The organism is Chromobacterium sinusclupearum (genome assembly GCF_002902845.1).
Taxonomy (GTDB): Bacteria; Pseudomonadota; Gammaproteobacteria; order Burkholderiales; family Chromobacteriaceae; genus Chromobacterium; species Chromobacterium sinusclupearum.
Genome location: NZ_PPTF01000004.1, coordinates 1 through 12784, shown reverse-complemented (window position 1 = coordinate 12784; position 12784 = coordinate 1). Strand labels below are relative to the sequence as shown.

Below are 12784 nucleotides of genomic sequence, written 5' to 3'. Positions count from 1 at the left end.
GAATCGTGCGCTGTTTTTGATTTTTTGAGACAAAAATTTTCAAAAAAACGACAGGTTTTCGCAGCGTGAAATCGATACAAACCCGCAATTTGCGAGATATTTTGTATTTTGTCAGACAACATTCAAAATAATCATGAACCGAGACGATCAGTCGCAGCAAACCCTGCAATTAGTCCGCCAGCTGGCGGAACAGGCCTTGTCGCGTTCCGCTGGCGCGCCGCTGACGGCAGGAAATCAGGTGGAATTGCTGTACGACAGCGCGCAGAACTTCCCGGCCTGGGAAAACGCCCTCGCAACCAGCCAGGATTCTGTCTTTATTGAAATGTATATTTTCGCCAATGACCAATTTGGCGTGAAAATCCGCGATATCCTTATCGATAAAGCCAAATCTGGCATCCAAGTTTGCCTGCTATATGACTGGCTAGGCAGTTGGCGGGCGCATCTATCCAGCTTTTTCACACCCTTGATCGAGGCCGGCGCCGAAGTGCGCGCCTATCATCCGCCCAGCCTGGGCGGCGGACTCAGCATGCTCGGCCGCAACCATCGCAAGATGATCATCGTCGACCGGAAGGAGCTGTTTGTGGCCGGCCTGTGCATCAGCGCCAGCTGGCAAGGCAAGCCGGAGAAGGGCCTGGCGCCGTGGCGCGACACCGGACTCGCGCTGCGCGGCCCCTTGCTGGCGCAGGCCTTGGCCGCCTTTGCCGACAGCTGGGCCAGCTGCGGCGCGCCGCTGGACGCGCGCTGGCTGCAACCGGCCCACACCGAACCTTGCGGCGAGACGGCGGCGCGGCTGATCGCCACCACGCCCTCCACCGCGCGCATGATGCGGCTGGATCTATTGGTGGCCAGTTTCGCCCGCCATACGCTATGGCTGACCGATGCCTACTTCATGGCCACCAGCCTGTATCTGTCCGCGCTCAAACAGGCGGCGCTGGATGGCGTGGATGTGCGGCTGCTGGTGCCGCGCTCCAGCGACATCCGCTGGATAGGCACCGTCTCGCGCACTCAGTACCGGCCGCTGCTGGAAGCCGGCGTGCGGGTGTTCGAATGGGACGGTCCGATGATCCACGCCAAGACGGCGGTCGCCGACGGCCGCTGGGCGCGCATCGGCTCCACCAACCTGAATCTGTCCAGCTGGCTGGTCAACCGCGAGCTGGACATCGCGCTGGAAGACGCCACCCTGGCCGCGCAACTGGCCGAACGCTTCCTGCAGGATCTGGAACACGCCACCGAGATCGTGCTGAAGCAGCAACGCAACCGCCCGGTGCCGACGCCGGTGCGGCGGGAAAAACGCCGCCGCGGCTCGCCCAAGGAAATGGCGCTGAGCGGCGCCAGCGCCGCCGCGCGCCAGGCCGCCCGCCTGGGAGACATGCTGGGCGCCGTAGTGCACGGCAGCCGCAGCGTGGAAAGCAGCGAAGCGCCGGCCTTTCTCAGCATAGGCGTCGCACTGTGCCTGCTGGCCCTGGCCGTGGGCTATTTCCCCTGGCTGGTGGCCGCGCCGCTGACCCTGCTGCTGGCCAGCGCCGGCCTGTCCATCGTCGCCCGCTCCGTCAGCCTGTACCGGGCCAAACGGAGAAAAAAACAACAGTTGCGCCAGGCATTGCCAGACGTGCGGCAAGACGAAACGCCGCCGCCTGACATTCAATAAAAACATACGCTTAGCCGCCTCCGCGCCACACTGCGCCAACCATGCCAAACCTAGGCCTGGCGCGCATCGCGTTTTTTTTGCCGCGCGTGCCGCATCGCACCACAACATGCCAGACAAAAGGTCTACAATTCGCGCTTTCTTGGGATGTTCTCCAGGCCGGCTGACGTGAAACGACCATGGGTCGCCAGGTACGGACCGCGGCGCAAAGCGACCCGTTTTATTCGCGCCTCAAGGCCAGCCTCCAGGGCGGCGGCGAAGACTCGTTCTTCTGCCCGTGCGTACAGATCTGCGCCCCACGCGCACCGAGCGACATGGCGCCGCCGCCGGTGATCTTCCGGCCCCGCCGTCATGTCCGAGTTAACAGCAACAAGGACTCAGGTATGCGTTTTCACTTCCCCATCGTGATCATCGACGAGGATTTCCGCTCGGAAAACACCAGCGGTTCCGGCATCCGCGAACTGGCCGCCGCCATGGAGGCGGAAGGCATGAGCGTGATCGGCTACACCAGCTACGGCGATCTGACTTCCTTCGCCCAGCAGCAGAGCCGCGCCGCCGGCTTCATCCTGTCGATAGACGACGAGGAATTCCAGACCGAGGATTCGGCGCAGCAGGCGCTGGGCAATCTGTACGGCTTCGTCGCCGAGATCCGCCGCCGCAACCCGGACATTCCGGTGTACCTGTACGGCGAGACCCGCACCGCACGCCACATTCCCAACGACATCCTGCGCGAGCTGCATGGCTTCATCCACATGCACGAGGACACGCCGGAGTTCGTCGCCCGCCACATCATCCGCGAGGCCAAGAGCTATCTGGATAATCTGGCGCCGCCGTTCTTCCGCGCGCTGGTGGACTACGCCTACGACGGCTCCTATTCCTGGCACTGCCCCGGCCACTCCGGCGGCGTAGCCTTCCTGAAGAGCCCGGTAGGCCAGATGTTCCACCAGTTCTTCGGCGAAAACATGCTGCGCGCCGACGTGTGCAACGCGGTGGACGAGCTGGGCCAGCTGCTGGACCACACTGGCCCGGTGGCGGCGTCCGAACGCAACGCCGCCCGCATCTTCAATGCCGACCACCTGTTCTTCGTCACCAACGGCACCTCGACCTCGAACAAGATCGTCTGGCACAGCTGCGTCGCCGCCGGCGACATCGTGCTGGTGGACCGCAACTGCCACAAGTCCAACCTTCACGCCATCATCATGACCGGCGCCATCCCGGTGTTCCTGATGCCGACGCGCAACCACTACGGCATCATCGGCCCGATTCCGAAATCTGAATTCCAGCCGGACACCATCAAGAAGAAGATCCTGGCCAACCCGTTCGCCCGCGAAGCGCTGGAGAAGCACCCCAACCGCAAGCCGCGCATCCTGACCCTGACCCAGTCAACCTACGACGGCATCCTGTACAACGTCGAAGAGATCAAAGGCCTGCTGGACGGCGAAGTGGATACGCTGCACTTCGATGAAGCCTGGCTGCCGCACGCCAGCTTCCACGACTTCTACCGCGATTTCCACGCCATCGGCGAGGGCCGTCCGCGCTGCGAAGACAGCCTGGTGTTCTCCACCCAGTCCACCCACAAGCTGCTGGCCGGCATCAGCCAAGCCTCGCAAATCCTGGTGCAAGACCCGCAGAACCGCCAGCTCGACACCGCATGGTTCAACGAGGCTTACCTGATGCACACCTCGACCAGCCCGCAATACTCGATCATCGCCAGCTGCGACGTGGCGGCGGCCATGATGGAGCAGCCGGGCGGCCAGTCGCTGGTGGAAGAATCGTTGGTGGAGGCGATGGAATTTCGCCGCGCCATGCGCAAGGTGGACGAGGAATACGGCCGCGACTGGTGGTTCAGCGTGTGGGGCCCGGACGACCTGTCCGACGACGGCATCTGCGACCAGACCGACTGGACGCTGCGCCCGGACGAGCGCTGGCACGGCTTCGCCGGCATCGAAGAAGGCTTCAACATGCTGGACCCGATCAAGGCCACCGTGCTGACGCCGGGCCTGGACGTGGACGGCAGCTTCGAGGAAATGGGCATTCCGGCGGCCATCGTCACCAAGTACCTGACCGAGCACGGCGTGGTGGTGGAAAAAACCGGGCTGTACAGCTTCTTCATCATGTTCACCATCGGCATCACCAAGGGCCGCTGGAACACGCTGATCTCGCTGCTGCAGCAGTTCAAGGACGATTTCGACAAGAACCAGCCGATGTGGCGCGTGATGCCGGAATTCGTCGCCAAATACCCGCAGTACGAGCGAGTGGGCCTGCGCGAGCTGTGCCAGCGCATCCACAGCCTGTACAGCAAGCACGACGTGGCGCGCCTGACCACCGACATCTACCTGTCCGACATGGAACCGGCGATGCGCCCGGCCGACGCCTTCGCCATGATGGCGCACCGCGAGATCGAGCGCGTGCCGGTGGACCAGCTGGAAGGCCGCGTCACCGCGGTGCTGCTGACCCCGTACCCGCCGGGCATCCCGCTGCTGATCCCGGGCGAACGCTTCAACAAGACCATCGTCGACTACCTGCGCTTTGCCCAGGCCTTCAACCGCGAACTGCCTGGCTTCGAAACCGATGTCCACGGCCTGGTGGCGGTAGAGGTGCAGGACCGCAAGGTCTACTGCGTGGATTGCGTCAAACAGTAACGCGGTCATGACAAAGGCGGGAGCACTGCTCCCGCCTTTTCCATTTCCCAAGCCTTAGCCCAGTGCAAAACGCTATAGCTTGGTCGCCAGCCGGTTGCGCCCGGCCTCCTTGGCCCGATACAAGGCATCATCCGCCCGCCCCAGGGCCTGCGCGGTATCATCACCGGCGCGCAACAGGGTCAGACCGGCGGAGCAGGTGTAGGCAAAATCAGCCGGCTCCGCCAGCGGCCGCGATTCCGCCACCGCAGCCAAGATCGCCGTCACCATCAGTTCCGCCTCGCGCAATGCCCGGTCGGGCATCAACAGCAGGAATTCCTCGCCGCCAAGCCGTCCCAAGCCGTCCTTGGGCTCAAGCATGGGCTGCACCCGCCGCACAAAATCGCGCAGCACCGTGTCGCCTGCCAAGTGGCCGTAACGGTCGTTGATCCGTTTGAAATGATCGAGGTCCAGTATTCCCACCACGCAAGCGGGAGACTCCGCCGCCCGTGGCTGGCGCAACAGCCGCTCCAGCTGGCCCATGATGTGGGCGCGATTGCTGATGCCCGTCAGCGGGTCCGTCAACGCCGCCCGTTGCGCCGCATCGCGCGCGATCCGCAGCTCGCGCTCGTCCGCCCGCAAGCTGGAAATATCTGAGCAGACGCAGAGCAGCCAGCCGTCGGCCTGCAGCGTTTCCGTCACCCAGATCCAGCGGCCGTCGGTCAAATCGGCCTCAAAAGTCCGGAACGGCTGCTTGCCGCGCCGCGAGCGGGCGGAAGCGATCCAGGCATCGATGTCGTCGGTTCGGATACAGCTGCCATGCCCACGCTCATGGCCGCGACGCATCAATTGCTCCCAACTGATCCGCTCGTCCGCCTCAACGCCAAAGGTGCCGCAGAACGCCGCGTTGGCATAGCACAGCACGTCGTGCGGATTGAACAGCGCGATCAACAGCTCGCTGTCCTGCTCCAAGGACAGCAAACGACTGGCAATCTCCATATCGCCACCGACATCGGCCATGGTTTACCGCTCCTGAAAGTTTGCGGGACAGCAAGCCTGTCCTCGCCGGAAGCAGACCCTGCCCTAACCATAGCCGAAACGCCGGCGGGCGCTTAGAACCTGTTTACGATCTCGCGAGCTAGAACGAGACAAGACGAAAACGGCTGAGGAAGCGGAATGTACAGATGGTACATGAGCATTCCGAAGACTTTTTCAACGCGGTATCGCCGACGCGCAGCAGAGCGTAAACAGGTTCTTATTGCCGCGAAGCCGCCAGCAAACGCACAGCCAAACCGCCGAACACGGTAGCCAGCAGATACTGCGGCCAACGCCCGACGCCCCCGCCGGACAAGGCCTTGCCCATGCGGCTGCTGGCCACGATCACCAGCGCATTGACGCAAAAAGCCACCACATTCAGCAGCGTAGCCAGCAGCATGATCTGCAGCGCTACCGGCCCGGCTTGCGGCTCGATGAACTGCGGAAACAGCGCCAGCACAAACAAGGCCATCTTGGGATTGAGCAGATTGGTGGTCAGCCCCTGCAGCGCGATGCGGCGCATAGACTGGCCTGCCGATGAGGCCGACGGCGAACGCAGCACGCCGTCGCTCTTCAAAGTGGTCCAAGCCAGATACAGCAGATAGACGGCCCCTGCGATGCGCACCGCGTCATAAGCCATCGGCACCAGCACGAACAATTGAGCCAGCCCCAGCGCCGCCAGCAGCGCATGGCAGTAAGTCCCGACCTGGATGCCGAACAACGTGGCGAAACCGGCGCGCAGCCCCTGGCTGGCGCTGCGGCTGGCAATCAGCAACATGTCGGGACCGGGCGTGGCCGCCAACGCAAGGCAGGCCAGGGAGAACAGCAGCAAGGTAGACAAGGCAGGCATCGGTCATCACCGTCAATTAAGCAAGCCTGCATCGTAACACCCTCGCCGCAAACGCCATACCGTCAGCATGACGGCTACCAGCCATTCTCCAGCACGATATGGCCCGGCGCGTTCTGCCGCGTCATGCGGTAGCCCATCTTCATCAGTTGGCGATGCGTGTCTTCCACCATCTTGGGGTTGCCGCACAGCATGAAGCGGCTATGCTCGGGCGCCATCGTCAGTCCGGCGCGCGCCGCCAGCTCGCCGCTCTCCAGCAAGGCCGGGATGCGCTGATTCAGCATGCCGGCCGGCGCGGCGCGCGTCACCACTGGCAGATACTGCAATTTATGGCCATGTTCCTGCCACAGCGGATGGGATCGCAGCGCGGCGATTTCCTGCTGGAACGACAGCTCCGCCGCCTCGCGCACGCAGTGCGCCAGCACGATGCGCTCGAAACGCCCCCAGACCTCCGGCTGCTGCAAAATGGACAAGTAGGGCGCGATGCCCGTGCCGGTGGCCAACAACCATAGATCTTGCCCACCCGGCAGCCTGTCCACCTGGAAGAACCCCATCGCCCGCTTGTCCAGCATCACCTGATCGCCCGGCTGCAGCATGGCCAAGCGCGAGCTAAATTGCCCATCCGGCACCACGATGGAGTAAAAATCCAGAAACTCGTCGTATTCGGCCGAACACATGGAATAGGCGCGCCACACCTGGCCGCCGCCCTCCAGCGGCAGCCCCAGCCGGGCAAACTGGCCGGCGCTGAAGCGAAACGCCTCAGGACGCGTCAGCCGGAAGCTGATCAGCTTGTCGGTCCAACGCCGCATTTCAGTGATGGTTTCGGTGGTGTACTTTTGTTGAATCTCGGCTTCCAGGGCGGCATTCATCACGAAATCCTATTGTTGAGTAATTTACTCAACAATTATGAACCCGAGCCGCCATCCTTGCCAAGCCAGGCATTCAACTGCGGATGCCGTTGCGCGGGAGGCAAGGCGCGCAAGGCTTCCAGCGACATCGGCAGCAACTCCGCCACCTCACTCCCCAGGCGCCAGCATGCCGGCAAGGCGCCGCGGAACAGCACGCAGCACTCTCCATCGAGTTGTGCTGTGCCCAAGGCCTCAAGCGCCAGACCACTGATGCCGAGTTCCTCTTCCAGCTCTCGCAAAGCCGCCGCCCGCGGAGTCTCTCCAGATTCAATGCTGCCACCTGCGGCAAAATCGAGGCAGGATGGATAGCTGTCATCATCGAAGGCGCGGCGCTGCCACCAATAGTCTTGTCCATCGTGCAACAGGATCAGTGCACTGCTAGCAACATCGTTAAGCATGCTGGTTCTCTCCGCCAAAAAGCCTCATTCTATTCAGTGATCCGTTCATCACGAAAAGGACTGACCCATGACCATCGCCCTGGCCCTGCATGGCGGCGCCGGCACGCTGCGCCGCCAAGACATGAGCGCCGAGCTGGAAAAGGCTTACCGGAAAGGCTTGGAACGCGCGCTGGATGCCGGCCATGCGGTGCTGCTGGCCGGCGGCAGCGCGCTGGACGCGGTATGCGCCTGCGTCTGCGCGCTGGAAGACGATCCGCTATTCAACGCCGGCTGCGGCTCGGTTTTCACGCTGGACGGCAAGCAGGAAATGGAAGCCGCGGTGATGGATGGCGGCAGCCAGGATGCCGGCAGCGTCACCGGACTCTCCCAGGTGCAGAATCCGGTGCTGCTGGCCCGCGCGGTGATGGAGCGCACGCCGCACGTGACGCTGGGTTTTGCGGCGGCCGAGGATTTCGCCCGCCGCATCGGCCAGCCCATGCAACCGCCGGCCTACTTCCATACCGAGAAGCGCTGGCAAGCCCTGCAGCTGGAAAAGGAAAGGCTGGCGCAGGGCGGCGGCGACGACGACATCCCGGAAGACCGCAAGCACGGCACAGTCGGTGCCGTGGCTTTGGATGAACAAGGACGGCTGGCTGCAGCCACCTCCACCGGCGGGCGCACCGCCAAATGGCCGGGCCGCATCGGCGACACCCCGGTGATCGGCGCCGGCACCTGGGCCGACAGCCATTGCGCAGTGTCCGGCACCGGCCATGGCGAATACTTTGTCCGCGCGGCGGTCGGCCACGAGATCTCCGCCCGCATCCGCTACCTCGACGAAACGCTGGCAAGCGCCTGCGATGCCGTCGTGCACGGACAATTGCTGAAGATGGGCGGCAGCGGCGGCGTGGTGGCGGTGGACCGCTGGGGCCGGGTAGCCCTGCCCTTCAATTGCGAAGGCATGTACCGCGCGGCGATCGACGGCGAAGGCCAGCGGCTGATCGCCATCTATAACGACGAGGACTAGGGCTGGTTAGCGATAAGCCGCCTGCCACTCCGCCTGCAGCTGCGCCATCAGTTCGGCTACCGGCAATTCCCGCGCCTCGGCCACGCCCTCCCCGGCCCATAGCGACATCAAGTCGCTGCGGCTGGCCTGGGCCGCGGCGGCGCGCATGGGGCCGGTCAGGGCATTCATGACGGGATAGGCCGGCAGTTGTTCCTGACAACGCGCCATGGCCTCGATGTAACGGTTGGACAGGCCGCGCGCATAGCGGCCGGAAAAGGCGCGGGTCAAGCAGGTATCGCCGGCCTTGGCCTGCGCCAGAGCCTGCTTCCAGGGGGCCGAGATGCCGGACTCTGGGCAACGCAGAAAGGCGGTGCCCAACTGGCAGGCCTGCGCGCCGTGCCGCATCGCCGCGGCGATCTCCCGCCCGTTCATGATGCCGCCGGCGGCGATGACCGGCAGCGGCAGATTCTGCGCCAGCTCGTACACCAAGGACAGCATGGGCCGCAGCGACTGCTGCTGCTCGCCGATGAAAGTGCCGCGATGGCCGCCGGCCTCGCGTCCCTGGGCGCATACCGCGTCGGCGCCCGCCTCCGCCCAGGCCAGGCCCTCGGCCAGATTGGTCGCGGTGCCGATCACCAGGATGTTTTCGGCCCTCAGCGCGCGCACCTGCTCCGACGTCATGATGCCGAACGTAAAGCTGGCCACAGCCGGGCGCGCCTCCAGCAGCGCCAACCATTGCGCCTCGAACGGCTGGCAGAAGCGCTCAGGCGCAGTCGGCTCGGCCAGGCCCAGCTCGGCATGCCAGGGCCGCAACAGGTTCAGCGCCGGCTCCAGCGTCTCCGCGCTCGGAGCAGGATCGTCCTGTATGAACAGATTGATGCCGAACGGCTGCGACGTGCGCGCGCGGATGCGCGCCGCCTCCTGCCCGATCTGTTCCGGAGACAACATCGCCCCGGCCAAAAAGCCCAAGCCGCCGGCCTCGCAGACCGCGGACACCAGCTGCGGCGTCGTCGCGCCGCCGGCCATCGGCGCCTGTATCACCGGCAATTTCAGCTGCAATCGTTGCCACAAGACTGGTGGCATGCTGTTCTCCTTAAAGGCAACCGCAGCCAGCGCGCGCTCACTCGCGCAGCGCCTGCTCCAGATCCGCCAGAATGTCTTCGATGTCCTCGATGCCGATGGACAAGCGCAAGCCGCCTTCTACGATGCCCAACTCCGCCTTGCGTTGCGCCGGCATGCTGCCGTGCGACATGGTGTAGCTGTGATTGACCAGCGACTCCACCCCGCCCAGCGATTCCGCCAACGCGAACAGTTGCAGGCGCTGCGCGAAACGGTTCGCCGCTTCCCGGCTGTCGTCGCGCAGCTTGATGCTGATGATGCCGCCGTAACGCTTCATCTGCCGCTTGGCCAGCTCATGGTCCGGATGCGCCGGCAAGCCCGGGTAAAACACCTTGGCCACCGCGGCGTGGCGGCTCAGGAAATCCGCCACCCGCTCGGCGTTGTCGCAATGCCTGTCCATGCGCAAGGCCAGCGTTTTGATGCCGCGCAGCGTCAGGAAGCAATCCTGCGGCCCCGGCACGGCGCCGGCTGCGTTCTGCACAAAGCGGATATCCTGATAAAGCTTGTCGTCGCTGACCGCCACCAAACCCAGCAGCACGTCGGAATGGCCGCCCAGATACTTGGTGGCGGAGTGGACCACAATATCGGCGCCCAGCGCCAACGGCCGCTGCAGATACGGCGTGGCAAACGTATTATCCACCGCCACTTTTACACTATGACGATGAGCTATGGCCGACAATGCCGTGATATCGACCAGGCCCAACAGCGGATTGGTAGGCGACTCCAGCCACAGCAGCCGGGTAGCCGGCGTGATGGCGGATTCCAGCTGATGGGGATTGGACAGATCGACGAAACGCACTTTGATGCCGGCCGGCTCCATCACCTGCGTCAGCAAGCGATAAGCGCCGCCATACAGGTCCGCCAGCGCGACGACTTCGTCGCCGGGCTTGAGGCAGGCGCGCAGCACCGCGTCTATCGCCGCCATGCCGCTGGAAAAAGCCAGGCCATAACGAGCCTCCTCCAGGCTGGCCAGGCAATCCTCCAGCGCGCTGCGAGTCGGATTCCCGCTACGGGCATAAACGTAGGGCATCGCCTCGCCGACGTGGTCGTAGGCGAACACGGAAGTCTGGTACAGCGGCGGCATTACCGAACGGTTATGTCCGGCATTGTCGTAACCGACATGGATGGCGCGCGTGGAAAATTTCACAAAAACTCCTCAAAATCATTAACTTGCATGGATCGTCCAACAATCCCACCGAAACCTACGGCAAATCATGCATTTGCCATGCCCATTGCATCCTCAGTCCGCAATTTCAACGCAATTGCGAGCAAATATCGGCAACTTGAGCTGATCTACACCAACTCGGCGCGGATTTTTACTTTACATCGACACGCTTTAGGACTATTTTGCACCGTTTCGCATCAAAACTATCGTTTGCATGAAGCTAGAACGCGTTTTTGACATACTGTCCCACCAGCTCGGGAACTACCCGCGCACCGACTGCCTGGCGGCCAAAGCCGGCAAGACGTGGCGGCAGCTGTCGACCAGCGAAGTACGGGACTCCGTCAACCGCGTCAGCCTGGGCTTGCTGGAACTGGGCATAGGCCGCGGCGACAAGGTGGCGATCGCAGCCGACAACAGCATCGAATGGGTGCTGACGGATATCGCGCTGCAACAGATCGGCGCCGTCAGCGTCCCGCTGTATCCCACCATCACCCTGGATGATGCACGCTATATCCTGACGCATGCAGAGGTCAAGCTGGCCTTCGCCGGCAGTGCTGCATTGCAACGAAAACTGTACGAGGCGCTGGGCAAGCTGTCCTGCCCGATCTACGGCCTGGCGGACATCGATGGCGTGCCGTCGTGGCGCGAGATCGCCGAATTGGCGCGCCCGGAGCGGATGGCGGAACTGGATGCCCTGCGCGACGCCGTGCGCGCCGACGACGTCTACACCATCATTTACACCTCCGGCACCACCGGCCGCTCCAAAGGCGTCATGCTGACCCACCGCAACGTGCTGAGCACCGTGGTGGCCACCGCCGCTTTCACCGGCCTGCCGCAGGGCCGCTGCCGCGCCCTGAGCTTCCTGCCGCTGTCGCACATCTTCGAACGCGCCGGCGTGTTCTATTACCTGTACAGCGGCACCGGCATCTATTTCGCCAGCGTGGAATGCCTGTCGTCGGCGCTGGCCGACGTCAAGCCGCACACCTTCAGCGCCGTGCCGCGCGTGCTGGAGAAAGTGCATGAAAAGCTGGTGGGCAAGGCGCGCGATCTGACCGGCGCCAAGCGCCGCATCTATCAATGGGCGCTGGCGCGCGCCGAGGCTTTCGAGCCGAATCGCCGCCTGTCCCCGCTGCAAGCCCTCCAGCATGCGCTGGCCGACAGACTGGTCTACAGCAAATGGCGTGCCGCGATGGGCGGCGAACTGATCTCCATCAACGTCGGCTCCGCCGCGCTGCAGCCGCGCCTGGCGCGGATGTTCTGGGCGGCCGGCATCGCGGTGGCCGAAGGCTACGGCATGACCGAAAGCTCGCCGGTGATTTCCGCCAATCCGTTCACCGCCAAGGGCGTGCGCATTGGCAGCGTCGGCCTGCCTTTGCCCGGCGTCGAAGTGCGCCTGGCCGATGACGGCGAAATCCTGGTGCGCGGCGACAATGTGATGACCGGCTACTACAAGGAACCGGAGCAGACCGCCGAGGCGCTGCGCGACGGCTGGCTGCACACCGGCGACATCGGCGTGCTGGAAAACGGCTACCTGCGCATCACAGACCGCAAGAAGGAAATGTTCAAGACCAGCAACGGCAAGTACATTGCCCCGCAGGCGCTGGAGAACAAACTGAAGGAATCGGCTTTCATCGACCAGATCATGGTGGTAGGCGACGGCCAGAAGTACGCCGCCGCGCTGATCGTGCCCTTGTACGAGAAGTTGAAGGAATGGTGCGCCGAGCACGGCATCGCCTACACCAACGACAGCGAGATGAGCCGCCATCCCAAGGTGGTGGAGCTGATCGACCGCGAGATCAAGCGCTTCAACCGCTGCTTTGGCAGCTGGGAGCACATCAAGAAGTTCTCGCTGCTGGACAAGCCCTGGTGCGTGGATGCCGGCGAACTGGCACCGACCCTGAAACTGCGGCGCAAAGTCATCGCCGAACGTTGCCGCGCCATGATAGACGGCATGTACGGCATGCCGGAACCGGCCTAAAGCAAATCTATGGTCAGCCCGAGTTTTGCAACTCCAGAACACTGATTCATACTGACAAGGTAGGCTTGCTCTAATCTATCCGGACTCTC

The 12784-nt window shown here is 63.6% G+C and carries 10 protein-coding genes; 4 read left to right on the top strand and 6 right to left on the bottom strand.

Annotation, left to right across the window (positions count from 1 at the left end; genetic code table 11):
• The first annotated feature begins 133 nt into the window (after positions 1–133).
• Positions 134–1648 carry a phospholipase D-like domain-containing protein gene (locus C2134_RS00875; protein WP_103316744.1) on the top strand — a complete coding sequence of 505 codons (1515 nt, stop codon included), beginning with the start codon at positions 134–136 and terminating at the stop codon, positions 1646–1648.
• A 380-nt stretch (positions 1649–2028) separates the two neighbouring features.
• Positions 2029–4287, top strand: coding sequence for an arginine/lysine/ornithine decarboxylase (locus tag C2134_RS00870; protein WP_103316742.1), 2259 nt, complete (start codon positions 2029–2031; stop codon positions 4285–4287).
• A gap of 72 nt (positions 4288–4359) precedes the next feature.
• On the opposite strand, the gene C2134_RS00865 is transcribed toward C2134_RS00870, so the two are convergent.
• The 4 genes from C2134_RS00865 to C2134_RS00850 form a co-directional block, all read right to left on the bottom strand.
• Positions 4360–5283 (bottom strand): GGDEF domain-containing protein, encoded by a 924-nt coding sequence (locus C2134_RS00865; RefSeq protein WP_199154159.1) that lies wholly within the window; start codon positions 5281–5283, stop codon positions 4360–4362.
• A 235-nt stretch (positions 5284–5518) separates the two neighbouring features.
• Positions 5519–6148, bottom strand: coding sequence for a LysE family translocator (locus C2134_RS00860; protein ID WP_103316740.1), 630 nt, complete (start codon positions 6146–6148; stop codon positions 5519–5521).
• Between the two features lie 74 nt (positions 6149–6222).
• A complete protein-coding gene (locus C2134_RS00855; RefSeq protein ID WP_103316738.1) occupies positions 6223–7014 on the bottom strand; it encodes a ferredoxin--NADP reductase in 792 nt (263 codons plus the stop codon).
• A gap of 35 nt (positions 7015–7049) precedes the next feature.
• Positions 7050–7451, bottom strand: coding sequence for an NUDIX domain-containing protein (locus C2134_RS00850; RefSeq protein ID WP_103316737.1), 402 nt, complete (start codon positions 7449–7451; stop codon positions 7050–7052).
• Positions 7452–7518: 67 nt separating this feature from the next.
• On the opposite strand from C2134_RS00850, the gene C2134_RS00845 reads away from it, so the two are divergent.
• The gene (locus C2134_RS00845) at positions 7519–8454 is read left to right on the top strand and encodes an isoaspartyl peptidase/L-asparaginase family protein (RefSeq protein ID WP_103316735.1); all 936 of its coding nucleotides are present in this window, start codon (positions 7519–7521) and stop codon (positions 8452–8454) included.
• Between the two features lie 6 nt (positions 8455–8460).
• Here C2134_RS00845 and C2134_RS00840 read toward each other — a convergent pair whose 3' ends face one another.
• Positions 8461–9516, bottom strand: coding sequence for an NAD(P)H-dependent flavin oxidoreductase (locus tag C2134_RS00840; RefSeq protein ID WP_103316734.1), 1056 nt, complete (start codon positions 9514–9516; stop codon positions 8461–8463).
• A 37-nt stretch (positions 9517–9553) separates the two neighbouring features.
• Positions 9554–10699, bottom strand: coding sequence for a trans-sulfuration enzyme family protein (locus C2134_RS00835; RefSeq protein WP_103316732.1), 1146 nt, complete (start codon positions 10697–10699; stop codon positions 9554–9556).
• A 232-nt stretch (positions 10700–10931) separates the two neighbouring features.
• Here C2134_RS00835 and C2134_RS00830 point away from each other — a divergent pair, with 232 nt between their 5' ends.
• Entirely contained in the window at positions 10932–12695 is a 1764-nt protein-coding gene (locus tag C2134_RS00830) for an AMP-dependent synthetase/ligase (RefSeq protein WP_103316730.1), read from the top strand.
• Positions 12696–12784 lie beyond the last annotated feature (89 nt).

Bases quoted from the DNA above. Each gene is read 5' to 3' on its own strand.
- C2134_RS00875 (WP_103316744.1), top strand. From the start codon at position 134: ATGAACCGAGACGATCAGTCGCAGCAAACCCTGCAATTAGTCCGCCAG.
- C2134_RS00870 (WP_103316742.1), top strand. From the start codon at position 2,029: ATGCGTTTTCACTTCCCCATCGTGATCATCGACGAGGATTTCCGCTCG.
- C2134_RS00865 (WP_199154159.1), bottom strand. From the start codon at position 5,283: ATGGCCGATGTCGGTGGCGATATGGAGATTGCCAGTCGTTTGCTGTCC.
- C2134_RS00860 (WP_103316740.1), bottom strand. From the start codon at position 6,148: ATGCCTGCCTTGTCTACCTTGCTGCTGTTCTCCCTGGCCTGCCTTGCG.
- C2134_RS00855 (WP_103316738.1), bottom strand. From the start codon at position 7,014: ATGAATGCCGCCCTGGAAGCCGAGATTCAACAAAAGTACACCACCGAA.
- C2134_RS00850 (WP_103316737.1), bottom strand. From the start codon at position 7,451: ATGCTTAACGATGTTGCTAGCAGTGCACTGATCCTGTTGCACGATGGA.
- C2134_RS00845 (WP_103316735.1), top strand. From the start codon at position 7,519: ATGACCATCGCCCTGGCCCTGCATGGCGGCGCCGGCACGCTGCGCCGC.
- C2134_RS00840 (WP_103316734.1), bottom strand. From the start codon at position 9,516: ATGCCACCAGTCTTGTGGCAACGATTGCAGCTGAAATTGCCGGTGATA.
- C2134_RS00830 (WP_103316730.1), top strand. From the start codon at position 10,932: ATGAAGCTAGAACGCGTTTTTGACATACTGTCCCACCAGCTCGGGAAC.